Consider the following 25,973-nt stretch of genomic DNA (forward strand, 5'->3'; position numbering starts at 1 on the left):
CGCGATGCCGTCCGGCGCTTCGATGCGCCTGCAGTCGGGACTGAAGTCCCTCCCACAACGACTCCGACCAGATCGCGACATCGTTGCTGCAAGGCGCAGTGAGCGGCGAGCAAGGCCATGCCTGACGCCGTTCCTGCAATGTTGGCCGTCGGGTCGCGGCTGAAGCCGAAACTGCGCACAGCCTGAAATCCCCGCGATCAGCTCGGATTCTCCAGCGAGAACAGGTCCGCCTGCTTGTCGTAGGCGAAGTATTCGGCGTAGCGCGCCCAGCTGGTGACCGCCTGCACGGTCTCCGCCGCGTAGGCCTCGGACATGTGGTCTTCCAGTTCGTCGCGGAAGCGGCGCGCCGGTGCGTGATGCGCCGGGCGTTCGTCGAGCACGCGGCGGATGTGCGCGGCCAGCGGCACGTAGGTGGCCAGGTGCTGGGCGAACAGTTGCTTGCGCGCGTCGGTCCCGAGTTCGGCGAAGCGCTGCCCGGCCGGGGTCAGCTGCAGGTCGCCCTGTTCGAACACGGCGAAACGCAGCAGTTGCAGGGTCTCGGCGATCGGGAACAGTTCGTCCACTTCCAGCTGCAGGCCGGCCGCCAACGGCGGCAGGTCGGCACGGCCGTGGTAGGGCTCGGCCGCCACCGCCTCGATCAGGCCGGCCAGCAGGTTGCTCGAGACGCGCGGCAACACCATGGCGATGCCGCTGCCCGGGAACACGCCCTCGCGGGTCTGCGGCCGCTGCGGGCTGGCGGTCATGCGCGCATAGATGTCGTCGACCAGGGCGCGGAACGCCGGCGCCAGGCGATTGCGCGGCTGCGGCAGGGTCACTTCGATCTCGCCGATCACCCGACCCGGATTGGCGCCGAAGATCACGATGCGATCGCACATCAGCACCGCTTCTTCGATGTTGTGGGTAACCATCAGGATCGATTCGATCGGCATGCGCCCTTCCGACCACAGGTCCAGCAGGTCGGTACGCAGGGTCTCGGCGGTCAGCACGTCCAGCGCCGAGAACGGTTCGTCCATCAGCAGCAGCTTCGGCCGCACCACCAGCGCCCGCGCCAGGCCCACGCGCTGGCGCATGCCGCCGGACAGTTCCTTCGGGTAGGCGCCCTCGTAGCCGTCCAGACCGATCAGGTCGATCGCCGCCAGGGCGCGCCGGCGACGCTCGTCGGCGGCCACGCCGCGCGCCTCCAGGCCCACTTCCACGTTCTGCAGCACGGTCAGCCATGGGAACAGGGCGAAGCTCTGGAACACCATGGCGATGTCGTCGGCGACCTGGCCCGGCGCGGCATCGCGGAAGGCGATGCTGCCGGCGCTGGGCTGCAGCAGCCCGGCGATGGCGCGCAGCAGGGTCGACTTGCCCGAGCCGGAACGGCCGAGCAGGCCCACGATCTGCCCCGAATGCAGGGTCAGGTCGACGTCCTCCAGCACCACCAGCGGCGTCGCCCCGCCCTTGTCGTAGGTCTTGCGCACACCCTGCACGCGGACCAGCGGGGCGCGCTCGGGCACGCTTGCGGAATAGCTCATGGTCGGTCTCCAGGAATCAGTCGAAACGCAGGCGGCGTTCGGCGAAGACGTACAGACGTCGCCAGACCGCACGGTTGAAGAGGGTCACGAACAGCGACATCACCGCCACCCCGAGCAGCACCCGCGGGCCGTCGCCGGCGGCGGTGGCGCGGGCGATGTAGGCGCCGAGGCCGTAGGCCTGCACCTGGGTGTGGCCCCAACTGGCCAGTTCGGCCACGATGCTGGCGTTCCAGGAACCGCCCGACGCGGTCAACGCACCGGTGATGTAGTACGGGAAGATGCCGGGCAGGATCACCCGCCGCCACCAGGTCCACGAGCGCAGGTGGTAGATGGTGGCGGCCTCGCGCAGATCGGTGGGAAACGCGCTGGCGCCGGCGATCACGTTGAACAGGATGTACCACTGGGTGCCGAGAATCATCAGCGGCGACAGCCAGATGTTGGGATCGGCGCCGGTGCTGACGATGGCCAGCACCGCGAACGGGAACAGCACGTTGGCCGGGAACGCGGCCAGGAACTGCGCCAGCGGCTGCACCCGCTGCGCCACCTTCGGGCGCAGCCCGATCCACACCCCGATCGGCACCCACACCACGCTGGCCAGGGCGATCAGCACCACCACCCGCAGCAGCGTGGCCAGGCCGCCGCCGAAGGCCTCGGCCAGGTCGTGCAGGCCCAGGTGGCGGCGGCCATAGTCGTAGGCGAACCACGCCGCGGCCGCACCGGCCAGGGCCAGCGCCGCGCTCCACAGCCGATCGCCCCACACCCCGCTGCGGCCCGGTGCGCGCGGCGCCGCCACGGGCTGCGGCTGCTGCCGCGGCGCCCAGCGCACCAGCATGGCGCGCTGCCAGACCCAGGCCAGCGGCGCGACCAGGCGCTTGGCCAGGCGCGTGCGCCGCAGCAGGTCGTACAGCCACGACTGCGGCTTGTCCTGCGAGGCGGTGAGTTCGGCGCGGAACTTGTCCGACCAGGCCACGATCGGGCGGAACAGCAACTGGTCGTACAGGGCGATCAGCACCGCCATCGCCACCACCGCCCAGCCGACCGCGGCGAAGTTGCGCTGCGCGATCGCCAGCGCCAGATACGAGCCGATGCCGGGCAGTTCCAGGGTGTGATCGCCGACGCTGATCGCCTCGGAGGCGACCACGAAGAACCAGCCGCCGGACATGGACATCATCATGTTCCAGATCAGCGAGGGCGTGGCGTACGGCGCCTCCAGCCGCCAGAAACGCTGCCAGGCGCTGAGCCCGAAACCGCGCGACACCTCGTCCAGGTCGCGCGGCACGTTGCGCAGCGACTGATAGAACGAGAACGCCATGTTCCAGGCCTGGCTGGTGAAGATGGCGAAGATCGAAGCCAGTTCGGCGCCGATCTGCCGGCCGGGGAACAGGCCCAGGAAGAAGGTCACGGTGAAGGTGAGGAAGCCCAGCACCGGCACCGACTGCAGGATGTCCAGCGCCGGCACGATCACCCGCTCGGCGCGCCGGCTCTTGGCGGCCAGGGTCGCCACCACGAAGGTGAACACCAGCGAGGCGGCCATCGCCGCGAACATGCGCAAGGTGGTGCGCAGGCCGTATTCGGGGAGCTGCCACAGCTCCAGCGACACCGCGGCGGTGCCGGCCGGCGGCAGCGGCGCGCGCATGTCGGATGCGCCGTGCAGCAGCAACGCGCCCAGGCCCAGCAGCAGCGCGAACACCGCAAGATCGTGCAGGTTGGGCAGCACGCCGGGGCGTGCGGCGAGCTGTCCGGGCGCGGAGCGGTCGCGGGCGAATGGCAGCATGGGAAGATCCGGCAGGAGCGGCAGCGAACGCCGCAGGAAAAAGGACGCTGGCGCGGGTCGCGAAGCGGACCGCCCAGTGTGACCGGGGAAGATGTACGCCGTGCGTCAGCCGCTGCCGGCCGCGCGGGTGTCCCCAGACAATGCGGTGCACGCACGCCGTCGCCACACGACGCAACCGCGCAACGACGAACGGCTCAGGGAGGATGGCGATGGCAGGCGCATGGGCGGCTCCGACGATGGGCAACGCCAGGGGCTACGCTCGGAGTCCTCGCGGATCGGGCTTGCGCACTTTCGGAATCAAGGCCAGCACCGCGCGGGGCTGGCGAACGATCCCGTCCTGAGCGGACGGGACCCATCTGGGACGACCCAGACCGTGGCGGTCCTGTCAGCTCTGTCGCTGCAGCGTCGGTCTAGGATGACTGTCCAAGGAAGGTGGCCTCTGGCCGGAAAACGATGGGCGCGCGCAGTATAGCCAGCTGCTGCGTCGCCGCAAGCCCGTGCGGCGCACGCGGTGCCGCACATTCACTGCGCAGCCAGCACCAGCCGCGGGTGTGTGGCCGGCGCCACCTGCTGGCGCGCGCGCAACCAGGCAGCCAGCTCGCGCGGCGGCAGCGGCCGCGCGTGCAGATAGCCCTGGATCTCGTCGCAGCCCTGCTCGCGCAGCAAGGCCTCTTCCTGCACGGTTTCCACGCCCTCGGCCACCACCTGCATGCCCAGCGCGTGGCCGAGCTGCACGATCGCCTGGGTGACCTTGGCGGTGCCGCTGTCGTGCAGCATGTCCTGCACGAAGCTGCGGTCGATCTTCAGGCGCTGCACCGGGAAGCGATTGAGGTAATGCAGGTTGGAGAAGCCGGTGCCGAAGTCGTCGACCGCCAGCAGCACGCCTTCCTGCTCGAACAGTTCGAAGCAGCGGCGCAGCGATTCGCTGTCGCGGATCAGCGCCGACTCGGTCAGCTCCAGCTCCAGCCGCTTCGGCGACCAGCCATTGCGCTGGCACAACTCGATGACCCGTTCGGCGAAGCCGCGGTCGCGCAACTGCATCGCCGAGACGTTCACCGAGACCCGGTCGAAGCTCAGCCCCGCCGCATCCCAGGCCGCGGCCTGGCGGCAGGCCTCGCCGATCACCCAGTCGCCCAGGCGCACGATCTCGCCGCATTCCTCGGCGATCGGAATGAACTCGGCCGGGTTGCAATGGCCGTGGCCGGGGCGATGCCAGCGCAGCAGCGCTTCCACCGCCGGCGCGCGCTCGCCCGCCGCGTGCACCAGCGGCTGGTACACCAGCGAGAACTCCTCGCGGTCCAGCGCGCCATGCAGCGCATGCTCGATCTCCAGGCGCCGCTGCGCGCGCAGCAGCACGTCCTGGCTGTAGTAATGGCAGGTGTTGCGTCCGGACTCCTTGGCCGCGTACATCGCCGCGTCGGCGGCGCGCAGCAGACCGTCGAAGTCCTGGCGCCCCTCCTCCATCAGCGCGATGCCGATGCTGGCGCCGATCTTGATCACGTTCTCGCCGCTGTGCAGCGGCTCGGCCAGCGCCGCGATCAGCTTGCGCGCCACGTGCCCGGCGTCACCCGGCTCGGCCAGGTCGCGCAGCACCACCACGAACTCGTCGCCGCTGAAACGGCCGAACAGGTCGCTGGTGCGCAGCTGCTGGTGCATGCGGGTGGCCGCCAGCTTCAGTAGCGCGTCGCCGGTGGCGTGGCCGAAGGAATCGTTGATGCTCTTGAAGCCGTCCAGGTCGACGAACAGCATCGCCAGCGTGGTGCCGCGCTCCACCGCCTCGTGCATCGCCTTCTCGGCCTGCTCGCGCAGCAGCTGCCGGTTCGGCAGGCCGGTCAGCAGGTCGTAGTGGGCCAGCAGCTCGATGCGCTCGCTGGCCTCGCGTTCGCGGGTGATGTCGCGGAACAGCACCACGAAGCGCGGCGGCAGGCCGTCGCGTTCGTCCAGCTCGATCAGCACCTGCACCCAGATGCGCTGCCCGGACGGGCGGTGGAAGCACAGGTCCAGTTGCTCCGGCAGGCCGCCCTCGGTGATGCGCACCAGCGCGGACTCGAACGCATCGCGCGAGTCCTGGGTGTACAACGCCAGCGCATGGTCCAGATCGATGGCCTCCTTGCGCAGGCCATGGATGCGGTAGCACTCCTCGGTCCACTGCATGCGCCGGGTGCCGACCTCGATCTCGCAGCCGCCGATCTTGCCCAGCGCCGAGACCCGGTTGAGCAGCTCGGTGCGCCAGCGGATCAGGGCGTCGGTCTGGCGCTGCTCGGTGATGTTCTGCACCTGGCCGAGCACGCGCTGGATGCGGCCGTCGGCCTCCACCTGCGGCTGCGCCCACACCCGCAGGTGCAGCGGCGACTCGCTGCCACACACCAGCTCGACCTCGAAGTTGGCCGGCTTGGCCTCGCGGGCCATGCGCCGCCAGACCGAGATCAGCTGCGCCATCGAATCGCGGCTGAGCAGGCGCAGCCACCCGCGGCTGCTCGGCGCCTGCTGTTCGTCCAGCCCGGTGACGCGCAGGAATTCGCGCGAGCACCACACCCGGTCGCGCAGCGGATCCCAGGACCAGCTGCCCATGCGGGTCATGCGCTGCGCCTCGCGCAGCAGGGTCTGCTGGTCGCGCAGGCGCTGCTCGAGCAGCTTCTGCTCGTGGATGTCGGTGTGCGTGCCGATCATGCGCAGCGGGCTGCCGTCGGCGGTGCGCGCGACGATGCGGCCGCGGTCCAGGATCCAGTGCCACTGCCCGTCCTGCCGGCGCAGGCGGAACTCGCACATATAGGTTTCGGTGCGGCCCTCGAAATGCGCGCGGATCGCCTGGCGCAGGCGCTCCTGGTCGTCGCCGTGGACCAGCGGCAGCAACGCGTTCAGGCCGTCGGCCGGGGCATCGCCGGCGTAGCCGAGCATCCGCTTCCAGCGCTCGGAGCGGAAGATGGTGTCGCTGGGGATGTCCCAGTCCCACAGCCCGTGCTCTGCGCTGTCCAGGGCGATCTCCCAGCGGGTGGCGCCATCGCTGCCGACCGGTTCGGGCACGCTGAGGGTGTAGGCCAGCAGGCCGCCGCTGTCGTCGCGCACCGCGCGCAGCCAGCCGTCCAGGCGTCGCCCGGCGGTGCCGGGCAAGGCGCAGGCCAGCATGGTCTCGCCGCCGAACAGGCGCTCGCGGGCCGCACGCAACAACTCGGCGTACGCCTCCACGGTGCGCGGCAGCTCCAGTGCCTGCGCTGCCCGGTTCGCCGCCAGCGGCCTGCCGTCGGCGTCCAACAGGACGAGCGCCGAGGTGAGCGGGTGCTGCAGCAAGCTTGCGATGACGCCTTGATCCACGCCGAGATGCTCCGTTTCGCCGCCCTGAAGGCCAGCGGTCGAAGGTGATAACGGCACCCGGCGGCATTAATTGAGCGCCCGCACCGCCCGACCATGGGCCGCGGCGGTCGTCAGCGGCTAAGATGTCCGCCGGACACGGACCACCGCAGCAGGCTGCCGGGGCATGCAACCACAACGCGACAGCTCCCTGCCCCATCAGGCGACCTCCGGCATGCGCCTGGCGCAGCGCCTGGACCGTGGCATCTGGAGAGTGGTGCTGCTGTACGTGCTGCTGGGGCTGGCGCTGTCGATCGGCAGCGACCTGGTTTTGGCGCATTTCGTAGACGATCCCCGCACGTTGATCGTCCTGCAGCTGGTCAACGACGCCCTGTTCCTGACCCTGACCGCAATCGCCCTGTACTACCTGCTGCGCCCGCTGGTGCGCGCCGCCGTGCAAGCGCACACCCGGCTGGCGCTGTCGGAGGCCGGCTACCGGCAGATGTTCCACGCCAATCCCAGCCCGATGCTGGTCTACGACCTGGAAAGCCTGCGCATCCTCGACGTCAACCCCACCGCGGTCGCCTTCTTCGGCTGGTCGCACGACGAGTTCGTCGGACTGGAATTGGCGCGACTGTGGCCGCCCAGCGCCAGCGCCCGCCTGGCCGAGGTGATCGAGACGATCCGGCAGACCCCGTCCAAGACCTGCGTGGTGGCCGAGCCGCTGCGCCTGCGCGACGGTAGCCAGTGCATGGCCGAGGCGCGCAGTACCAGCCTGGACTACCACGGCCGGCAGGCGCGGCTGGTGGTGATCAGCGACCGCAGCGCCGAGTACGACGCGCAGCGCCGCCGCGACCAGGCCCTGCAGCATCTGCAGGAGGCGCAGTCGATCGCGCGGCTGGGCTCCTGGCAACTGGACCGGGCCAGCGGCCTGGGCAGTTACTCCGAGCAGGTCTACCGGATGCTCGGCCGGCGCGTGCCGGACCAGCCGCGCCAGCACCGCCTGGAAGAGCTGCTGGTCCCGCCCGACGTGGCCTCGCAGGCGCGCATCCAGCGGGTGATCGAGGACCTGTGCGGCAGCGCGCCGCTGCAACTGGACATGCTGCTGCCGGTGCTGGCCGCCGACGGCCAGGCGCGCATGCTGCATCTGCGCGCCGAATCGTCCAGCGACGACGCAGGCGGCGCCTGCGTGCACGGCACCCTGCAGGACGTGACCGAGCACGAGCGCTCGCGGCGCCTGCTGCACGAGCGCGAGGAGCAGTTCCGCGAACTGGTGCGGGTGCTGCCGGACGGTGTGGCGATCCTGCACCAGGAACACGTGCTGTACGCCAACGCCGCCTGCGCCGGGCAGTTCGGCTTCGAGGGCGAGAACCTGCTCGGCGAGCCGCTGCAGGGCCTGGTCGACAGCGCCGACCTGGCGCTGGTACGGCAACGGATGGGCGCGGCCGGGGCCAAGGGCGAACGCGGCGCCACCGCACGCATGTGCCGCCGCGACGGCTCGCTGTTCCATGCCGGGCTGTCGTTCGGCAACGTCCGCTACAGCGGCCGCGACTGCAAGCTGCTGATCGTGCGCGACCTCAGCGAACCGGAACGCATGCGCGACGCGCTGGCGCAGAGCAACCGCGAACTGCAGGCGATGGCGCGGCGCCTGTTCTCGTTGCAGGAAGACGAGCGCCGGGCGATCTCGCGCGACCTGCACGACGACATCGGCCAGGCGATCACCGCGATGAAGCTGTCGGCGCACGCGGCGCTGGACGAGACCGACGCCGAGCGCCGCCGCGAGGATCTCAGCGAGATCGTGAGCCTGGCCGACAGCAGCATCACCAAGCTGCGCAACCTCTCCACGCTGCTGCGGCCGCCGCAGCTGGACGCGCTGGGCCTGGAAGCGGCGCTGCGCTGGCAGGCCGGCATGCTGTTCCGCGCGTCGCCGGTGCGCCTGCACCTGGACATCGCCACCCTGCCCGAGCGCCCCAGCGGCGAGGTCGAACAGGCCTGCTTCCGCATCGCCCAGGAGAGCCTGACCAACGTGCTGCGCCATGCCAGCGCCGGCGAGGTGCGGATGACCCTCGGCGACGAGGAACGCCAGCGCCTGCGCCTGGAAGTGGTCGACGATGGCGACGGTTTCGATCCGGCCGGGCCGCGCGGCCTGGGCCTGATCGTGATGCGCGAGCGCGCGCAGAGCGCCGGCGGTACCCTGCAGATCGACACCGCGCCCGGCGCCGGCACCCGGGTGACGCTGTGCCTGCCCTACACCACCGCGGCACCACCGTCGCCCCCGCCTGGAACCTGAGCCGATGTGGAATCCCGCCAGCGCCGTACCCGTGGACGACGAACTGCCGTCGCGCCTGGGTGCGGGTCATCCCGCCCTGACCGGCATGATCGCCGAGGCGCTCGCCGGTGGGCCGGGGGTGATGCTGCTGCACATCGACATCGACCACTTCGCCTCGATCAACGAGAACATGAGCCCGGAGGTCGGCGACCAGGCGCTGGCGCTGCTCGCGCACCGGCTGCAGGCGCACCTGCGCGGTCGCGGCCTGCTGTGGCGCCATGGCAGCGACGAACTGGTGATGGCGGTACCGCGCACCGCCGACGTGCCGCCGCCGGAAGCCTTCGCCGAGGAGATCCGGCAGCAGATCGAGCTGCCGCTGTCGGTGCTGCCGTACACCCTGTTCATGACCGGCAAGATCGGCGTGAGCCTGTGCCCGGAGCATTCCACGCGGCTGTCGACCCTGCTCGACTTCGCCGAGGACGCGGTCTACCAGGCCGCGCGCGAAGGCGGCAACCTGGTGCGCCTGTACGCCGCCGACGGCCCGCCAAGCGCGCACAGCGAGAGCATCATCTCGCGGCAGATCGTCGACGCCATTCCCAACGGCGAGCTGCGCCTGCGCTACCAGCCGATGGTCAGCGCCCGCGACGGCCGCGTGGTCGGCATGGAATCGCTGCTGCGCTGGCAGTCGCCGACCCTCGGCATCCTGGTGCCGGAGCGCTTCATGCGCACCGCCGAGCGCCTGGGCGTGATCGTGCAGATCGGCACCTGGGTGATGGAAGGCGCGCTGCGCCAGGCGCGGCTGTGGCGCGATCAGGGCTTCGACGACTTCACCATCGCGGTCAACGTCTCCACCCTGCAGCTGCTGCGCCCGACCTTCTTCAACGAAGTGATGTCGGCGCTGCAGGCGGCCGGGGTGCCACCGCAGATGGTGGTGCTGGAGATCAACGAAAGCGCGTTGACCAACAACGTCAACTTCGTCCACGAGACCCTGGCCAACCTGTGCCGCGAAGGCATCAGCCTGAGCCTGGACAACTTCGGCACCGGCGACTCCAGCCTCAGCGCGCTGGTGCGCTACCCGGTGGACAAGCTGAAGATCGACCGCAGCTTCATCAAGAGCGCACCGGCCGGCAACCGCGAGGCGGCGATCGCCCGCGCGATCATCGCCATGGGCCACCAGCTGGGCATGGTGGTGATCGCCAACGGCGTCGAATCGCAGGCGCAGCTCGGCTTCCTGCGCCGTAACGACTGCGACATCTTCCAGGGCTACCTGTTCGGCGAACCGATGTCGGCCGAAGCCGCCGGCATGGCCCTGCGCCGGCGCTACCTGCGCCCGGAATCGTTCACCGAGACCCGCCCGGACCGCACCCTGCTACTGCTCGACGACGAGGAGAACGTGCTGCGCTCGCTGGTGCGGCTGTTCCGCCGCGACGGCTACCGCATCCTCGCCGCCGGCAACGTCCGCGACGCCTTCGACCTGCTCGCCACCAACGACGTGCAGGTGATCCTGTCCGACCAGCGCATGTCCGACATGAGCGGCACCGAGTTCCTGGGCCGGGTGAAGATGCTCTACCCCGACACCATCCGCCTGGTCCTGTCCGGCTACACCGACCTGGCCACCGTTACCGACGCGATCAACCGCGGCGCGATCTACCGCTTCCTGACCAAGCCGTGGAACGACGACGAACTGCGCGAACACATCCGCCAGGCCTTCCGCACGCACGACGAACAGCGGCGGGATGCGGGGCCCTGAGGGGCTGGGAATCGGGAACGGGGAATCGGGAATGGGAAAAGCCGCATTGCGGCTTTTCATTTTTCAGGTCAGGTCATTGAGGCGACATCGGGTACACGGAAATCGAACAGAGTCAGCGCTCCCGCTTTTCCGATTCCCCATTCCCGATTCCCCATTCCCGATTCCCCATTCCCAGCTATTAGGGCTACCTAACAGGAATCGCGATCCGGAACGTCGAGCCTTGAACAGCGGCGGGATGCGGGGTCCTGAGGGCCGGGAATCGGGAACGGGGAATCGGGAATGGGAAAAGCCGCATTGCGGCTTTTCGTTTTTCAGGTCAGTTCATTGAAACGACATCGGGTGCGGAAAGCGGCAGCGGCAGCGCTCCCGCTGTTCCGATTCCCCATTCCCGACTCCCCATTCCCAGCTACTTGGGCTGCCTAACCGGAATCACGATCCGGAACGTCGAGCCCTCGCCGACGACGCTGCTGACATCGATGCGGCCGTGGTGCTTGTTGACGATGCCGTAGGAGATCGACAGGCCCAGGCCGGTGCCGCTGCCGACCGGCTTGGTGGTGAAGAACGGGTCGAAGATGCGCTGCAGCAGGTCCGCCGCAATGCCGGCGCCGGAGTCCTTGAACTCGATCCACACCTCCTCGCCGTCCTGGCCGGTACTGACCACGATGGTGCCGCGCTCGCCGATCGCCTGGCCGGCGTTGAGCAGCAGGTTCATGTACACCTGGTTGAGCTCGGACGGCAGGCACTCCACCAGCGGCAGGTTGCCGTAGTGGCGCTCCAGGGTGACCTTGTACTTGAGCTCGTTCCAGATGATGTTGATCGTCGATTCCAGGCCCGAATGCAGGTCCACCAGCTTCCACGACTCCTCGCGGCCGGAATAGGAGAAGTCCTTCAGGTCGCGGACGATGCGGGTGACCCGCTCGATGCCTTCGCGCGATTCGGCCATCAGCTGCGGCAGGTCGCGGCTGATGAAGTCGATGTCGAAACGGTTGCGGATGTCGTCGATTTCCGGGATCAGCGCCTTCGGATCCGGCGCGCGCAGGGCGCGCTCGTAGGCCTCGATCAGGGTGAACAGGCTGCGCAGGTATTCCTGCAGGCTGCCCAGGTTGGAATGGACGTAGCCGATCGGGTTGTTGATCTCATGGGCGACGCCGGCGGCGAGCTGGCCGATCGAGGCCATCTTCTCCGACTGCAGCAGTTTTTCCTGGGCGCCGTTGAGGCGCAGATAGGCCTGGCGCAATTCGGCGTGGCGTTGCTGCAGTTCCTGTTCGTAGTCCTGCTGGCCTTCGATGCCCTGGATCAGCATCAGGTAATGGCCGCCGTCCGCGTCGGCGTGGAAGTACAGGTGCGCCAGCACCACGTGCTGTTCGGTCGGCAGGCTGCCGCTCCAGCGGCCACTGCTGCGCGCCTGCGACAGCGCGTCGCCCGGCAGCCACTGCGCCAGATGCGAGGCCAATGCGCCGGTGTCGGCGCTGGAGGAGAGATGGCGGCGCGCGGCGCTGTTGGCGAGCAGCAACTGGCCGTCGGCGCGGAACAGCACCACGCCTTCGTACAGCAGTTCGCTCAGGGCGAGCAGGTTCTCGCGTGCGGGCAGGACGAGCGGTGCGTTGGGATTGATTTCGGCGAAATTCACGACAGGCGGCGGGCGATCGATGGATGCCCAATATACGCCGTTGCTGCCGGCGGATGCGCGTCCCGCAGTGGGACTGCGCCGCGGCTTAGGCGACCGCCAGCGGACGCTGGGAGAGCGGCGTGCTGGACTCGCCGTTGGCGTCGTAGGACGACGCGCTCTCGCTGCGGCCGAGGTGGCGCAGCGCCCAGTTGACCTCGCGTCGGCGCCGCGACAGCAGCGCGCCGTTGGCGCGATTGGCGTCGGCCAGCTCACGCAGCCGCAGTTCGGCCTCGGCGCCGGCGGGCACGTCCGCCTCCAGTGCGCGCAGTGCCGCCAGTTTGGCGCTGGTCGCCTGCATGAGGCCTTCCACGTTGTGATCCAACAACGCCTGGCGCTCGCCGGCGAGCGCGTCGCTGAGCTGCTGCAGGGGGTTGGTCACGGACATGTTCATGCGCCGAGTTGCCGATCCATGTCGATCATGCGGCTGGCGATCGCGTCGGGGTTGATCTTGTAGCTGCCATTCTGCAGCGCCGAGCGCACCGCATCGACGCGGCTGCTGTCCACCGCCGGCGCGGCCGACAGTTGGCGTTGCAGGGTCTGCAGACCGGACGCTTCGCCGGTCAGGCGCAGGCTATCGGTGGCTGCGGCCGCACCGACCGCACGCTCCTTGCCTTCCTCGGACGCGCCGGAGGCGGCCTTGGTCGAGACGGACGACGTGCGAAGGGTGGCCGGGCTCGGCAAACTCCCTTCAATTTTCTGGGTCATGACGGACATCCTGTTACGGGTTCGGTGTAGGTAACGGCACAGCGTCGGAGAACTTTAGCCGGATTCTTAGCGCGTCACTAAAACGTCGCCATTTTGTGACACAGTTCCCTGAACGATACGCTTGGACGACAGGTTTTCGACGGTCACCCGCTCGTTTTCGCCCGCATCGCCCAGTGCACGCCCGGACATGCGCACTTCCAGGCCGCCACTGCGTGCCACCAGCGCCACATTGTCGCCGCGCCGGACCAGCCGCGGCGCGACCAGGTCGGTGGCGGACAGCAGGGTGCCGGCCGGCAGGGTTCGCCGCACCACCTTGCCGATCGCCGCTTCCGGCTCGGTCATCGCGGCGCCGACGATGCGCGCCGCGTCGCGCTTCTCGGGGACGATATCGGCCGCGCCGATGGTTTCTCCAGCGGACAGGCCGCGCGCCAGCACCAGGACATGCTGCATGCGCCGCACCTTGACCGGCACGAACAGCCGCCAGCCGGTCTCGCGCGGGCAACTCACCTCCACGGTGGTGGTGCCGGTCGGCTGCGCCTGCAGCGGCACCGGGCACAGCGGCACCCGCACCGACGGGTCAAGGGTCGCCTCGGCATCGGCGTCGGCCCCGGCCAGGGAAAGCGCCGCGGCGCGGATCGACTCCACCGGCTGGAAGTCCGCAGCCCAGGCCGGCGTCGCCGCCAGCAGCACCAGCAATAGGATCGGGCGCATCGCCGTCTCTCTCTGAAAGGTCGCCGGCACCATGCAAAGGCCGTGCCGCAAACCGCACGTCCGATCCGGACCGCGCCCTCAAGTTCCGCCGCGCAGGCGCCGATATGAACGCCATGAGTCATGACCTTCTCAACCGAATCGACCAGCGCACCCGCTTGGCGGGCCACAACCGGCTTGCCCTGCTGCTGTTCCGGCTGGGCGGTCGTCAGCTTTTTGGCGTGAACGTCTTCAAGGTGCAGGAAGTGCTGCGCCGCCCGGAGCTGTTCCAGGTGCCGGGGCTGCCGCTGCAATTCTCCGGCGTCGCCGACGTGCGCGGGCGCTCGGTGCCGGTGCTCGACCTGGGCCTGGCCATCGGCCATCCGGAGCGCGAGCCGAACGCGGACACCGCCCCAGGCTATCTGGTGGTGACCGAATTCAACCGCTCGGTCCAGGGCTTCCTGGTCAGCGGCGTGGAACGCATCGTCAACATCGCGGTGGAGGACATCCATCCGCCACCGGAACTGGGCGCCGAGTCCAGCTACCTGACCGCGGTGACCCGTTTCCAGGGCGAGCTGATCCAGGTGATCGACGTGGAAAGCGTGCTGGCCGACATCGCCCAGACCCGGGTCGAGGCCAACCTGGACCCGTCGCTGGCGCTCACCGGCCCGCAGCTGCAGGTGCTGGTGGTCGACGACTCGCGGGTGGCGCGGCAGCAGATCCGCAGCGTACTGGACCAGCTCGGGGTCGGCGCGACCCTGCTGTCGGACGGCCGCCAGGCCCTGGACCATCTCTTGCAGATCCACGCCGCCGGCGAGAATCCGGCCGAACGCTACGCCATGGTGATCTCGGACATCGAGATGCCGGCGATGGACGGCTACACGCTGACGACGGAAATCCGCCGTCACCCCGGGCTGGCCGGCCTGTACGTGCTGTTGCACACCTCGCTGTCGGGCGTGTTCAACAATGCGATGGTCGAGCGCGTGGGCGCCAATGCCTTCGTGGCCAAGTACAGCCCCAACGAGTTGGCCGAGTACGTGCTGACCCGGCTGCGGGTGGTCGCCGCGGCAGCGCAAGCGGCCGCCTGACCCGGGCGCCGCGTCTCGCTGCGTGGCCTGCCTGACGTTCTAATAGAGCGCGGGCGTCCCCCGCCTCCCGAGGCAACCCCCTGATCTCACGGGCCCCCGCGCCCGCCTTTGGCACGCGCCTTGCCTGTGGTTTCGGCAACGAACCGCGGGATCGTGCCATGTCCAATCCGATCACAGCCTACTTCGGCGTCCATGGCGACGCCCTGCCGCTGCGAGAGCAGCGCATGAAGCTGATCGCCAGCAACCTCAGCAACGTCGACACGCCCGGGTACAAGGCCCAGGACCTGGATTTCGACGCGGCGATGCGTGCCGCGCAGGGACAGCGCGAAGGCACCCAGCTCGCGGTCGACGACAGCCGCCACATCGCGGTCGGCGGCGATGGCCTGAATCCGTTCCAGATCACCCGGGCCGCCAGCCAGCCCAGCATGGACGGCAACACCGTCGATCCTGACGCCGAACGCGCCGCCTACGGCCGCGCCGCGCTGGAGTACCGCGCCTCGCTGAGCTTCCTCGAATCCAAGGTGCGCAGCATGCTCACCGCGATCACGGGCCAATAAGCATGAGCAACCTGCCGATCTTCGACGTCGCCGGCTCCGCGCTGCAGGCGCAGTCGGTGCGCATGAGCACCATCGCCAGCAACCTGTCCAACGCCGATTCGGTGGCCGGTTCGGCGGAGGCGGCCTACAAGCCGATCGAGCCGATCTTCCAGGCGGTGCGCAACCCGCACGACAGCAGCCTGACCTCGGTCAACGTCAAGGAAATCGCCCAGACCAACGCACCGCCGATCAAGCGCTACGAACCCGGCCATCCGCTCGCCGACGCCGAGGGCTACATCTATTCGCCCGATGTGGATCCGGTCTCGCAGATGGTCAACCTGATCTCCGCTTCGCGCAACTACCAGGCCGGCGTGGAGGTGCTCAACACCGCCAAGGAACTGGCGCTGGCCACTCTGACCATGGGCCGCTGATCCGCCCTCCTTCCGCCGCGTCACGTCCCAGGACCGCTTCCATGAGCAGCGTCACCACCTCCACCGACACCTATTCCAGCCTGGGCCTGAGCGCCTCGGCCAACACCAGCACCACCAAGAACAAGGCGCTGCAGCAGGCGGACTTCCTGAAGCTGATGACCGAGCAGCTGCAGCACCAGGATCCGCTCAAGCCGATGGACAACAGCCAGATGGTCGCGCAGATGGCGCAGCTGTCGACCGTGCAGGGCATCGGCGACCTCAACAAGACCGTCACCGCGCTGTCCTCGTCGATGAGCACCGACCAGGTGCTGCGCGGCGCCAACCTGATCGGCCACAAGGTGCTGGTGCCGTCGGCGACGCTGCCGCTGGGCGCCGAGGGCAGCACCGGCGGCCTGGTCGCGGCCAAGGCCGCCGGCGTGGTCGACGTCACCGTCAGCGACGCCACCGGCCAGCCGATCAAGAAGATCAGCCTCACCGCCGACAAGGCCGGCCAGCTCGATTTCGCCTGGGACGGCACCGACGCCAGCGGCAAGCGCATGCCGGCCGGCAGCTACAGCATCACCGCTGGGCAGACCGATGCCCAGGGCAACCAACTGTCCCTGTCCACCTACGTCCAGGCGCCGGTCGAGAGCGCCATCATCGGATCGGACGGCATCTATCTCGATCTGACCGGGCTCGGCACCACGCCGCTGACCAACGTCCTCCGCGTCAGCTAACGCCACGCCGACAATCCACAGGAGTCCACCATGGGTTTCAATACATCGCTGTCCGGCCTCAGGGCGGCCAATACCGACCTCAACGTCACCGCCAACAACATCGCCAACGCCAACACCACCGGCTTCAAGGGCTCGCGCGCCGAGTTCGCCGACCAGTTCACGCTCAACGGCTACGGCCTGGCGCGCAACGCGGTGGGTTCGGGCGTGCGCGTCAGCAACGTCGCCCAGCAGTTCTCGCAGGGCACCATCGATCCGACCGGACGCAGCCTGGACCTGGCCATTTCCGGCTCCGGCTTCTTCACCCTGTCCAACAACGGCGCCCGCGTGTACTCGCGCGCCGGCAACTTCCAGACCGACGCCAACGGCTATGTGGTCAATCCGCAGGGCGCGCGGCTGCAGGTGTTCCCGCCGGCGAGCAACGGCAACGGCTTTGCGGCCGGTACGCTGACCGACCTGCAGCTGCTGACCACCGACAGCCCGCCCAAGCAGAGCAGCACGGTCAACCTGACCTTCACCCTGCCCGGCAACACCCAGCCGCCGACCGTGGCCACGTTCGATCCAAACGACGCCAACAGCTACAACAACTCCAGCGGCGGCACCACCGTCTACGACTCGCTGGGCGTGGCCCACGTGCAGACCTCGTACTTCGTCAAGACCTCTACGCCCAACCAGTGGACCGTCTACAACTACGTGGACGGCGTCGCCGCCGGCGGCGCCAGCACGCTGCAGTTCTCCAACAGCGGCGCGCTGGTCAGCCCGGCCGACGGCAAGATTCCGCTGGGCTCCTTCACCCCCGCCACCGGCGCCGGCACCCTGTCGCTGACCCTCAACGTGTTCGGGTCGACCCAGTACGGCGAAGCCTTCGCCCTGCGCGGCGCGACCCAGGACGGCTACGCCAGCGGCAAGCTCAACTCGATCAGCATCGACGAGAAGGGCATCGTCTACGCGCGCTACTCCAACAACGCCGACAAGGCGCTGGGCCAGATCGCGGTGACCAACTTCGTCAATCCGCAGGGCCTGAGTTCGCTCGGCGACAACGCCTGGGCGGAAAGCTCGGCCTCGGGCATCGCCCGCACCGGCTCGCCGGCGACCTCGGACTTCGGCAGCGTGCAGTCCGGCGCACTGGAATCCTCGACCGTCGACCTGACCGAGCAGCTGGTCAACATGATCGTGGCCCAGCGCAACTTCCAGGCGAACTCGCAGGTGATCTCGACCCAGGATCAGGTCACGCAGACCATCATCAATATGCGTTGATGACCACCGGGAATCGGGAATGGGGAAACGGGAATCGTAAACGCGGTTCCCGCCACCGACCTCCCGCTTTCCGCCATTCCCGATTCCCCATTCCCGGTTCCCTCCAATGGACAAAGCCCTCTACGTCGCCATGACCGGCGCCCGCGCGTCGCTGCAGGCGCAGGCCACCGTGTCGCACAACCTGGCCAACGTCGAGACCTCCGGGTTCAAGGCGGCGCTGGCCAATACCGAGGCCTATCGGATTCCTGGCGCCGGTTATCCGTCGCGGATCGATGCGCTGCACATCGACCAGGGGTTCAACCGCGACGTCGGCGCCCAGCACCAGACCGGCAATCCACTGGATCTGTCGCTGGATGCCGATCGCTGGCTGGCGGTGCAGTCCGCCGACGGCAAGGAGGCCTATACGCGCGGCGGCGAATTGGCGCTGACCCCGAACGGCCAGCTGGTCACCGCCAGCGGCCATGCGGTGCTCGACGACCAGGGCAATCCGGTGGCGATTCCGCCGCACCAGTCGCTGGAGATCGGCAACGACGGCACGGTGTCGATCGTTCCGCTGGGCGAAGCGCCCACCGCGATGAGCACCATCGCCACGCTGAAGGTGGTGCAGGCGCCGGCGGACCAGCTCACGCGCCGGCCCGACGGCCTGATGCGCAACGTCAGCGACGATCCGGCCAAGGCCTTTGCGCCGGCCACCGGCAATTCGCTGCGAACCGGGGTACTCGAGGGCAGCAACGTCGATGCCGCCGGCGCGCTGGTGCAGATGATCCAGTTGCAGCGCCAGTTCGAAATGCAGGTGAAGGTCATCAAGAACGGCGACGAGAACGCGCAGTCGGCCAACACCCTGCTGCGTCTGAACGGCTAAGGCACGCCGCGGCGCCAACGGCGCCGGTTTGGCACGGCACGTGCATCACTCCCTGCGCCCCCGGCGCGTCGTGCCGGGGCCACCATCAGAGGAACTCGGGTCATGAATCAGGCTTTGTGGGTCGCCAAGACCGGACTGGATGCGCAGCAGACGCGCATGTCGGTCGTCTCCAACAACCTGGCCAACACCAACACCACCGGTTTCAAGCGCGACCGCGCCAACTTCGAGGACCTGCTGTACCAACAGCTGCGGCAGCCAGGCGGCGCCAGCTCCTCGCAGACGCAGCTGCCCTCGGGCCTGCAGGTGGGTACCGGCGTGCGCGTGGTCGCCACCGCCAAGGATTTCGAGCAGGGCAGCCAGCAGCAGACCGATCGCGCCCTGGACGTGATGGTCAACGGCCGCGGCTTCTTCGAAGTGCAGATGCCGGACGGCACCTCGGCCTACACCCGCGACGGCAGCTTCCAGATCGATGCGCAGGGCCAACTGGTCACCAACAGCGGCTACCCGATCCAGCCGGGCATCCAGATTCCGGAAGGCGCGCAGTCGGTGACCATCGGCTCCGACGGCACGGTGAGCGTGCAGGTCGCCGGTACCGCCGCGGCACTGCAGGTCGGCGCGCTGACCCTGACCGACTTCATCAATCCCTCCGGCCTGCAGGCCCAGGGCCAGAACCTGTATGTGGAAACCGCCGCCTCCGGGCCGGCGACGAACGGCACGCCCGGCCTCAACGGCCTCGGCAAGATCGCGCAGGGCGCGCTGGAAGGCAGCAACGTCAATGTGGTGGAAGAGCTGGTGAGCATGATCGAGACCCAGCGCGCCTACGAGATGAACGCCAAGGCCATCTCCACCACCGACTCGATGCTCGGCTATCTGAACAACAACGTCTGATCCCCTCGCCTCCGGAATCCGCCATGTCGCGCCTGTCCTCTCTCTCCTTCTCCGCCGCGCTGCTGCTGCCGGTCCTGCTCGGCGGTTGCGCCGGTCTGGGCGTGGCCGCCGGCGACGTGCGTCCGTACGCGCCGATGGCGCCGATCGTGCCGGTGATGGCGCCGCAGGCGCAGCCGACCGCAGGTGCGATCTACGCCGCCGGCCCCGGCCTGCAGCTGTACTCCGATCGCCGCGCCCGCGACGTCGGCGACCTGCTGACCATCACCCTGGTCGAAAGCACCAACGCCAGCAGTACCGCCAACACCAGCATCAGCAAGAAGGACGCGGTGACCATGGCCACGCCGACGCTGCTGGGCGCGCCGCTCACCGTCAACGGCACCAACATCCTCAACAACTCCACCAGCGGCGACCGCAGCTTCGCCGGCAAGGGCAACACCGCGCAGAGCAACACCATGCAGGGCAGCATCACCGTGACCGTGATGCAGCGCCTGCCCAACGGCAATCTGGTGATCCAGGGCCAGAAGAACCTGCGCCTGAACCAGGGCGACGAACTGGTGCAGGTGCAGGGCGTGGTCCGCGCCGCCGACATCGCCCCGGACAACACCATTCCCTCCAGCAAGGTGGCCGAAGCGCGCATCGCCTACGGCGGCCGCGGCGCGGTCGCGCAGTCCAACGCGATGGGCTGGCTGAGCCGCTTCTTCAACTCGCGCATCTCGCCGTACTGAGGCCCGCCATGACTCTTCTGTCCCTGCCCTGCCGCCTGCTCGCCGCCGTCGCCCTGTGCGCCGGTCTGGCCGCGCCGGCCGCGGCCGAACGCATCAAGGACCTGGCCCAGGTCGGCGGCGTGCGCAACAACGCGCTGGTCGGCTACGGCCTGGTCGTCGGCCTGGACGGCAGCGGCGACCGCACCAGCCAGGCGCCCTTCACCGTGCAGAGCCTGAAGAACATGCTCGGCGAGCTGGGCGTCAACGTGCCGGCCAACGTCAATCCGCAGCTGAAGAACGTGGCCGCGGTGGCGATCAGCGCGCAGCTGCCGGCGTTCGCCAAGCCGGGCCAGACCATCGACATCACCGTCTCCTCGATCGGCAACGCCATCTCGCTGCGCGGCGGCACCCTGCTGATGGCGCCGCTGAAGGGCGCCGACGGCCAGGTCTATGCGGTCGCGCAGGGCAACCTGGTGGTCGGCGGCTTCGGCGCGCAGGGCAAGGACGGTTCGCGGATCTCGGTGAACGTGCCCAGCGTCGGCCTGATCCCCAACGGCGCGACGGTGGAACGTGCGCTGCCGGACGTGTTCGGCAACACCGGCGAGATCACCCTGAACCTGCACCAGCCCGATTTCACCACCGTCTCGCGCATGGTCTCGGCGCTGGAAAGCACCTTCGGCCCCGGCAGCGCGCATGCGGTGGACGGCTCCACCGTGGCGGTGCGTTCGCCCACCGACCAGAGCGCGCGGATCGGCCTGCTGGCACGGATCGAGAACGTCGAGCTGTCGCCGGGTGCGGCACCGGCCAAGGTGGTGGTCAACGCCCGCACCGGCACGGTGGTGATCGGCTCGCAGGTCCGGGTCAGCCCGGCGGCGATCTCGCACGGCTCGCTGACGGTGACCATCAGCGAAGGCACCCAGGTCAGCCAGCCCAATGCGCTGAGTGGCGGCCAGACCGTGGCCACGCCCAAGTCCACCATCACCGCCACCAACGAAGGCAGCCGCATGTTCAAGTTCGAGGGCGGCACCTCGCTGGATCAGATCGTGCGGGCGGTCAACGAGGTCGGCGCCGCGCCTGGCGACCTGATCGCGATTCTGGAAGCGCTCAAGCAGGCCGGTGCCCTGAGCGCGGAGCTGGAGGTGATCTGACATGCGTATCTCGGCCGCTCCCTTCGACCTGCACGCCTCTACCCAGAACGATCCGGCCAAGATCGACAAGGTCTCGCGCCAGCTCGAAGGGCAGTTCGCCAACATGCTGGTCAAAAGCATGCGCGAGGCCAGTTTCGGCAATTCGCTGTTCCCCGGCGAGAACCAGACCTTCCGCGACATGTACGACCAGCAGCTCGCCAAGGGCCTGACCGACGGCAAGGGGCTGGGCCTGGCGGCGATGATCTCCAAGCAGCTCGGTGGCGGCCAGCCGGCGGCGACCACGCCGGCCAATACCTCGCTGGGCGCGGCCAAGGCGGCCAAGGCCTACTCGCTGGTGTCCGGCCAGTCCGGCAACGGCCCGATGGCGCTGCAGGGCGAGGCCGCGCTCGGCGCCGGTGCCGCAGCCGGCGCCGGCGTCGGCCCGTGGAGCGGCGCCGAGGCGACCGCCGCCCCGCAGCAGCAGGTGCTGGACATGATCGCAGGCCGCGAGAGCAGCGCCATGCACCAGGCCATCGGCAGCAGCCCGGCCGACGGCAGCGCCGGCCTGTCCTGGGCCGGTGCCGACGACCGCTGGTCGAACGTGCAGGCGGCCGCCGACAGCGGCACCGCCATCGATCCCAGCGCCGCCGCGGCCGCCAACGCCGCCGCGGCCAGCCTCGGCGAGCGCACCCCGGAAGGCTTCGTCGCCAAGATCTGGAACCATGCGCAGAAGGCCGCGCAGGAACTGGGCGTGGACGCGCGCGCCCTGGTCGCGCAGGCAGCGCTGGAAACCGGCTGGGGCCGCCGCGGCATTTCCCGCGGCGACGGCGCCAGTTCCAACAACCTGTTCGGGATCAAGGCCACCGGCTGGAACGGCGACCGCGTGACCACCGGCACCCACGAGTACGTGGACGGGGTCAAGCAGTCGCAGACCGCCGATTTCCGTGCCTATTCCTCGCCGGCGGAAAGCTTCGCCGACTACGTGCGCCTGCTGAAGACCAATCCGCGCTACCAGCAGGCACTGAAGGCCGGCACCGACATCCGCGGCTTCGCCCAGGGCCTGCAGCGCGCCGGCTACGCCACCGACCCCGCCTACGCAGCCAAGATCGCCGCCATCGCCGGCGGCCCGACCATCGGCCGTGCGGTGGCCGCGATCGGCAGCGCCGCCGCCGCCGGCATCGAGCGCGTGCTGGCCAGCACCGTCGATCCGTCCGGCCTCGTGCGCCGTTGAGGTAGCCGTCCATGTCCATCCTCTCCACCGGTACCGGCGCCCTGCTCGCCTTCCAGCGGGCCCTGTCCACGGTCAGCCACAACGTCGCCAATATCAACACCGACGGCTACAGCCGGCAGCGGACGACGTTCGCGACCACGGTCCCGAGCCAGTACGGCAGCGAGTTCATCGGCAACGGCACCCAGATCACCGACGTCTCCCGCGTCGCCGACCAGCTGGCGATCTCGCGCCTGTTCGACAGCACCGGCGAAGTCGCCCGGCTGAAGCAGCTCTCCAGCCTGTCCAGCCGCGTCGACGGGCTGTTCTCGGACAAGGCCACCAGCATCGCCGGACAGTGGTCGAACTTCTTCGACGCCACCACTGGCCTGTCCTCCAACGCCTCGGCCAGCGCCAACCGGCAGAATCTGCTGGACGCCGGCGATTCGCTGGTCACCCGCTTCAAGCAGCTCAACGGCCAGCTCGATTCGCTCGGCAGCGAAGTCAACAACGGCCTGCTGGCCGGCACCGCCGAGGCCAACCGCCTGGCCACCGAGATCGCCAAGCTCAACGGCCAGATCGGCTCCAACGCCAATGCCGCCGCACCGGACCTGCTCGATCGCCGCGACCAGATGATCGGCCAGCTCATCGGCTACACCGGCGGCAGCGTCATCCAGCAGGACGGCGGGATGATGAACGTCTACACCTCCGGCGGCCAGGCGATGGTGGTCGGCACCAATGCGTCGACCCTGGTCACCAGTCCCGATCCCTACCAGCCGGAGAAGCTGCAGATCGCGCTGAAGACGCCGGGCGGCTCGACGCCGCTCACCAGCAAGGCGCTGGGCGGGCAGATCGGCGGCTTCCTGGAGTTCCGCAGCAATGTCCTGGATCCGACCAAGGCCGAACTCGGCCGCATCGCCACCGGCGTGGCCAGCAGCTACAACCAGCAGCACCGCGCCGGCATGGACCTGTACGGGCAGATGGGCGGCGATTTCTTCAACCTGCCGGCGCCGACCGTGGACGGCAACAGCGCCAACACCGGCACCGCGGCGTTCACCGCCAACGTCAGCGACCTGAGCAAGCTCGACGGGCAGAACCTGCTGCTGACCTACAACGGCACCGCCTGGAGCGCCAGCCGCGCCGACACCGGCGCCAGCGTCCCGATGAGCGGCTCCGGCACCAACGCCGATCCGTTCGTGGTCAACGGCGTGACCCTGCAGGTCTCCGGCACCGCCGCCAGCGGCGACAAGTTCCTGCTGCAGCCCACCGCCAATGCCATCAGCAAGCTGTCCGTGGCCATCAGCGACCCCTCGCGCATCGCCGCGGCGACGCCGATCCAGGCCAGCGCCACGCTCAGCAACCAGGGCACCGGCAAGGTCAGCAATGTCACCGCGACCAACGCCAGCAATGCCAACCTGCTGACGCCGGCGAACATCGCCTTCATCGATTCCACCCATTACTCGATCAACGGCGGCGCGCCGCAGACCTACACCGCTGGCCAGACCATCAGCGCCAACGGCTGGAGCCTGACCATGGACGGGGTCCCGTCCGCCGGCGACAGCTTCGCGGTGGGCCCGACCGGGGTCGGCTCGAGCAACAACGGCAACGCCCTGCTGCTGTCCAACCTGGACGATGCCAAGGCCTTCAACGGCGGCACCATCACCCTCAACGGTGCGGTGGCCGGCCTGACCACCACGGTCGGCTCGGCGGCGCGCCAGGCCAAGTACGCGGCCGACGCGCAGGACGTGATCCAGAGCAGCGCCCAGGACGCGCGCGACTCGCTGTCCGGCGTCAACCTCGACGAGGAAGCGGCGGACATGTTGCGGCTGCAGCAGGCCTACCAGGCGGCCTCGCGCCTGATCTCCACCGCCGACACCCTGTTCCAGTCCATCCTGAGCGCGGTCCGATGAGCAATCGCATCTCCAGCGGCATGATCTTCAATCAGTCGCTCAACACCATGCTCGGCAAGCAGGCGACGATCTCGCACCTGCAGCAACAGCTCTCCACCGGTCAGCGCATCGTCAGTGCGGCCGACGATCCGGTCGCCGCGGGCACCGCGGTCAGCCTGGACCGCACGGTGGCCGCGCTGGCGCGCTTCGGCGACAACGCCAACAACGTGCAGAACCGGCTCAACCTGCAGGAAAACTCGCTGGCGCAGGCCGGCGACCTGATGGCGCGGGTCAAGGATCTGACGGTGGAAGCCAATAGTTCGGCGCTGACCACGCCCGACCGCAAGGCCATCGCCGCGGAGCTGAAGACCCTGCACGACAGCCTGCTGAGCCTGTCCAACAGCACCGACGGCTCCGGCCGCTACCTGTTCGGCGGCACCGCCGACGATGCGGCCCCGTTCGCCGTGGTCTCGGGCAACGTGATCTACAGCGGCAACCAGACCCAGCGCAGCGTGGAAGTGGCACCGGACACCAAGGTCTCCGACACCCTGCCCGGCAGCGAGATCTTCATGCGCGTGCCCACCGGCGACGGCACCGTGGACGCGCATGCGGCCGCCGGCAACACCGGCACCGGCCTGCTGCTGGATTTCAGCCGCGACGGCTCCGGCAGCGCCTGGAACGGCAGCAGCTACAGTGTCGTGTTCACCGCCGCCACCACCTACGAGGTGCGCGACAGCAGTGGCGCGGTGGTCAACACCGGCACCTATGCCGCCGGCGAGAGCATCGGCCTGCCCGGCTTGAAGATGCGCGTGGACGGCGCGCCCGCCGCCGGCGACAGCTTCCAGATCGGCGCCTCGACCACCAAGGACGTGTTCTCCACCATCAGCAACCTGGTCAACCTGCTCAACACCGATCCGATCACCCCGGCCGCCAAGGCTGCGCTGCAGAACGGTCTGCAGTCGTCGATGCGCGACATCACCCAGGCCTCGTCGAAGATGATCGATGCGCGCGCCGCCGGCGGCGCCCAGCTCGCGGCGATCGACAACGCCACCGACCTGCGCGCCTCCAACGACGTGACCCTGAAGACCACCCTGTCCTCGCTGCGCGACCTCGACTACGCACAGGCGATCTCCCAGTACCAACTGGAACAGTCGGCGCTGAAAGCGGCACAGACCATCTTTACCCAGATGCAGAGGATGTCGCTGTTCGACCGGCTCGGCTGATCGGCGATATACCGGATATACAGAAAGGCCCGGAGCGCGGCGACGCTTCCGGGCCTTTCGCGTTATACAAAGATCGTCATCGCCGCTGGATAGGTAGACAACGCGCAGGCAGCCCTAAAGTTTGCCGAAGTGCGGCCGAGAAAGGCTCTCCGCGGTGTTCCTGATGTTTTGCGCATCGCCGGAACGGCAAATTTTCTGCAGTAAATCGCTAAAGGTTGCGAGCCCGTCGCCGTTACTTATATCACCAGCCGCACTGGCCAAATTGATGGCCCCCTGCGGAGACTCCAGGCACCAACCGGTTGCCGGACAAATCGCTTAGAGGAGATATCAAAATGGCACAGGTCATCAATACCAACGTAATGTCGCTGAACGCTCAGCGCAACCTCAAC

At 68.8% G+C, this 25,973-nt stretch carries 21 protein-coding genes; 14 read left to right on the forward strand and 7 right to left on the reverse strand.

What is annotated here, in order from left to right; all coding sequences use genetic code 11:
• Nucleotides 1-197: 197 nt before the first annotated feature.
• From SLW52_RS20915 to SLW52_RS20925, 3 genes are all read right to left on the reverse strand, one after another.
• Nucleotides 198-1,517: a nitrate/sulfonate/bicarbonate ABC transporter ATP-binding protein gene (locus SLW52_RS20915; RefSeq protein ID WP_010341738.1), complete on the reverse strand. Its 1,320-nt coding sequence runs from the start codon at nt 1,515-1,517 to the stop codon at nt 198-200.
• Between the two features lie 16 nt (nt 1,518-1,533).
• Complete coding sequence (locus SLW52_RS20920) at nt 1,534-3,291, reverse strand: ABC transporter permease subunit (protein ID WP_320741219.1); 1,758 nt, start codon at nt 3,289-3,291, stop codon at nt 1,534-1,536.
• 522 nt (nt 3,292-3,813) lie between these two features.
• Nucleotides 3,814-6,603: a bifunctional diguanylate cyclase/phosphodiesterase gene (locus tag SLW52_RS20925; protein WP_267094077.1), complete on the reverse strand. Its 2,790-nt coding sequence runs from the start codon at nt 6,601-6,603 to the stop codon at nt 3,814-3,816.
• 163 nt (nt 6,604-6,766) lie between these two features.
• On the opposite strand from SLW52_RS20925, the gene SLW52_RS20930 reads away from it, so the two are divergent.
• Nucleotides 6,767-8,869, forward strand: a complete 2,103-nt coding sequence (locus SLW52_RS20930; RefSeq protein ID WP_225851616.1) for a PAS domain S-box protein — start codon at nt 6,767-6,769, stop codon at nt 8,867-8,869.
• A gap of 4 nt (nt 8,870-8,873) precedes the next feature.
• A complete protein-coding gene (locus tag SLW52_RS20935; protein WP_010341742.1) occupies nt 8,874-10,598 on the forward strand; it encodes an EAL domain-containing protein in 1,725 nt (574 codons plus the stop codon).
• A 406-nt stretch (nt 10,599-11,004) separates the two neighbouring features.
• On the opposite strand, the gene SLW52_RS20940 is transcribed toward SLW52_RS20935, so the two are convergent.
• From SLW52_RS20940 to flgA, 4 genes are all read right to left on the reverse strand, one after another.
• Nucleotides 11,005-12,228 carry an ATP-binding protein gene (locus SLW52_RS20940; RefSeq protein ID WP_017908564.1) on the reverse strand — a complete coding sequence of 408 codons (1,224 nt, stop codon included), beginning with the start codon at nt 12,226-12,228 and terminating at the stop codon, nt 11,005-11,007.
• An 85-nt stretch (nt 12,229-12,313) separates the two neighbouring features.
• Nucleotides 12,314-12,652: a flagella protein gene (locus SLW52_RS20945; protein WP_026143350.1), complete on the reverse strand. Its 339-nt coding sequence runs from the start codon at nt 12,650-12,652 to the stop codon at nt 12,314-12,316.
• Nucleotides 12,653-12,654: 2 nt separating this feature from the next.
• Nucleotides 12,655-12,972: a flagellar biosynthesis anti-sigma factor FlgM gene (gene flgM, locus SLW52_RS20950; RefSeq protein ID WP_026143351.1), complete on the reverse strand. Its 318-nt coding sequence runs from the start codon at nt 12,970-12,972 to the stop codon at nt 12,655-12,657.
• A 66-nt stretch (nt 12,973-13,038) separates the two neighbouring features.
• Entirely contained in the window at nt 13,039-13,683 is a 645-nt protein-coding gene (gene flgA, locus SLW52_RS20955) for a flagellar basal body P-ring formation chaperone FlgA (RefSeq protein ID WP_148828688.1), read from the reverse strand.
• 113 nt (nt 13,684-13,796) lie between these two features.
• Between flgA and SLW52_RS20960 the strand changes: the two genes are divergently transcribed.
• The 12 genes from SLW52_RS20960 (at nt 13,797) to flgL (ending at nt 25,584) form a co-directional block, all read left to right on the forward strand.
• On the forward strand, nt 13,797-14,747 hold the full coding sequence (locus SLW52_RS20960; RefSeq protein WP_026143352.1) for a chemotaxis protein: 951 nt from the start codon (nt 13,797-13,799) through the stop codon (nt 14,745-14,747).
• Between the two features lie 158 nt (nt 14,748-14,905).
• Nucleotides 14,906-15,304, forward strand: a complete 399-nt coding sequence (gene flgB, locus SLW52_RS20965) for a flagellar basal body rod protein FlgB (protein WP_017908569.1) — start codon at nt 14,906-14,908, stop codon at nt 15,302-15,304.
• 2 nt (nt 15,305-15,306) lie between these two features.
• The gene (flgC, locus tag SLW52_RS20970) at nt 15,307-15,714 is read left to right on the forward strand and encodes a flagellar basal body rod protein FlgC (RefSeq protein WP_017908570.1); all 408 of its coding nucleotides are present in this window, start codon (nt 15,307-15,309) and stop codon (nt 15,712-15,714) included.
• Nucleotides 15,715-15,755: 41 nt separating this feature from the next.
• On the forward strand, nt 15,756-16,430 hold the full coding sequence (locus SLW52_RS20975) for a flagellar hook capping FlgD N-terminal domain-containing protein (protein WP_017908571.1): 675 nt from the start codon (nt 15,756-15,758) through the stop codon (nt 16,428-16,430).
• Between the two features lie 30 nt (nt 16,431-16,460).
• Nucleotides 16,461-17,684 carry a flagellar hook protein FlgE gene (gene flgE / locus SLW52_RS20980; protein WP_267099853.1) on the forward strand — a complete coding sequence of 408 codons (1,224 nt, stop codon included), beginning with the start codon at nt 16,461-16,463 and terminating at the stop codon, nt 17,682-17,684.
• Nucleotides 17,685-17,790: 106 nt separating this feature from the next.
• Nucleotides 17,791-18,546, forward strand: a complete 756-nt coding sequence (locus SLW52_RS20985) for a flagellar basal body rod protein FlgF (protein ID WP_017908573.1) — start codon at nt 17,791-17,793, stop codon at nt 18,544-18,546.
• 102 nt (nt 18,547-18,648) lie between these two features.
• On the forward strand, nt 18,649-19,434 hold the full coding sequence (flgG, locus tag SLW52_RS20990; protein ID WP_017908574.1) for a flagellar basal-body rod protein FlgG: 786 nt from the start codon (nt 18,649-18,651) through the stop codon (nt 19,432-19,434).
• 23 nt (nt 19,435-19,457) lie between these two features.
• Nucleotides 19,458-20,159, forward strand: a complete 702-nt coding sequence (flgH, locus tag SLW52_RS20995; protein ID WP_017908575.1) for a flagellar basal body L-ring protein FlgH — start codon at nt 19,458-19,460, stop codon at nt 20,157-20,159.
• Nucleotides 20,160-20,167: 8 nt separating this feature from the next.
• Nucleotides 20,168-21,286, forward strand: coding sequence for a flagellar basal body P-ring protein FlgI (locus tag SLW52_RS21000; RefSeq protein ID WP_017912877.1), 1,119 nt, complete (start codon nt 20,168-20,170; stop codon nt 21,284-21,286).
• A 1-nt stretch (nt 21,287) separates the two neighbouring features.
• The gene (gene flgJ, locus SLW52_RS21005; protein WP_295930261.1) at nt 21,288-22,496 is read left to right on the forward strand and encodes a flagellar assembly peptidoglycan hydrolase FlgJ; all 1,209 of its coding nucleotides are present in this window, start codon (nt 21,288-21,290) and stop codon (nt 22,494-22,496) included.
• An 11-nt stretch (nt 22,497-22,507) separates the two neighbouring features.
• Nucleotides 22,508-24,382, forward strand: a complete 1,875-nt coding sequence (gene flgK / locus SLW52_RS21010) for a flagellar hook-associated protein FlgK (protein ID WP_320741226.1) — start codon at nt 22,508-22,510, stop codon at nt 24,380-24,382.
• A complete protein-coding gene (flgL, locus tag SLW52_RS21015) occupies nt 24,379-25,584 on the forward strand; it encodes a flagellar hook-associated protein FlgL (RefSeq protein ID WP_295930273.1) in 1,206 nt (401 codons plus the stop codon). The genes flgK and flgL overlap by 4 nt, the downstream gene beginning before the upstream one ends.
• The last annotated feature ends 389 nt before the right edge of the window (nt 25,585-25,973 follow it).

It is taken from the genome of Xanthomonas sp. LF02-5 (genome assembly GCF_034105325.1).
GTDB classification, from domain to species: Bacteria; Pseudomonadota; Gammaproteobacteria; order Xanthomonadales; family Xanthomonadaceae; genus Xanthomonas_A; species Xanthomonas_A sontii.

Coding starts and splice junctions, on each gene's coding strand:
- SLW52_RS20915 (WP_010341738.1), bottom strand. CDS start 1,517: ATGAGCTATTCCGCAAGCGTGCCCGAGCGCGCCCCGCTGGTCCGCGTG.
- SLW52_RS20920 (WP_320741219.1), bottom strand. CDS start 3,291: ATGCTGCCATTCGCCCGCGACCGCTCCGCGCCCGGACAGCTCGCCGCA.
- SLW52_RS20930 (WP_225851616.1), top strand. CDS start 6,767: ATGCAACCACAACGCGACAGCTCCCTGCCCCATCAGGCGACCTCCGGC.
- SLW52_RS20935 (WP_010341742.1), top strand. CDS start 8,874: ATGTGGAATCCCGCCAGCGCCGTACCCGTGGACGACGAACTGCCGTCG.
- SLW52_RS20945 (WP_026143350.1), bottom strand. CDS start 12,652: ATGTCCGTGACCAACCCCCTGCAGCAGCTCAGCGACGCGCTCGCCGGC.
- flgM (WP_026143351.1), bottom strand. CDS start 12,972: ATGACCCAGAAAATTGAAGGGAGTTTGCCGAGCCCGGCCACCCTTCGC.
- flgA (WP_148828688.1), bottom strand. CDS start 13,683: ATGCGCCCGATCCTATTGCTGGTGCTGCTGGCGGCGACGCCGGCCTGG.
- SLW52_RS20960 (WP_026143352.1), top strand. CDS start 13,797: ATGAGTCATGACCTTCTCAACCGAATCGACCAGCGCACCCGCTTGGCG.
- flgB (WP_017908569.1), top strand. CDS start 14,906: ATGTCCAATCCGATCACAGCCTACTTCGGCGTCCATGGCGACGCCCTG.
- flgC (WP_017908570.1), top strand. CDS start 15,307: ATGAGCAACCTGCCGATCTTCGACGTCGCCGGCTCCGCGCTGCAGGCG.
- SLW52_RS20975 (WP_017908571.1), top strand. CDS start 15,756: ATGAGCAGCGTCACCACCTCCACCGACACCTATTCCAGCCTGGGCCTG.
- flgE (WP_267099853.1), top strand. CDS start 16,461: ATGGGTTTCAATACATCGCTGTCCGGCCTCAGGGCGGCCAATACCGAC.
- SLW52_RS20985 (WP_017908573.1), top strand. CDS start 17,791: ATGGACAAAGCCCTCTACGTCGCCATGACCGGCGCCCGCGCGTCGCTG.
- flgG (WP_017908574.1), top strand. CDS start 18,649: ATGAATCAGGCTTTGTGGGTCGCCAAGACCGGACTGGATGCGCAGCAG.
- flgH (WP_017908575.1), top strand. CDS start 19,458: ATGTCGCGCCTGTCCTCTCTCTCCTTCTCCGCCGCGCTGCTGCTGCCG.
- SLW52_RS21000 (WP_017912877.1), top strand. CDS start 20,168: ATGACTCTTCTGTCCCTGCCCTGCCGCCTGCTCGCCGCCGTCGCCCTG.
- flgJ (WP_295930261.1), top strand. CDS start 21,288: ATGCGTATCTCGGCCGCTCCCTTCGACCTGCACGCCTCTACCCAGAAC.
- flgK (WP_320741226.1), top strand. CDS start 22,508: ATGTCCATCCTCTCCACCGGTACCGGCGCCCTGCTCGCCTTCCAGCGG.
- flgL (WP_295930273.1), top strand. CDS start 24,379: ATGAGCAATCGCATCTCCAGCGGCATGATCTTCAATCAGTCGCTCAAC.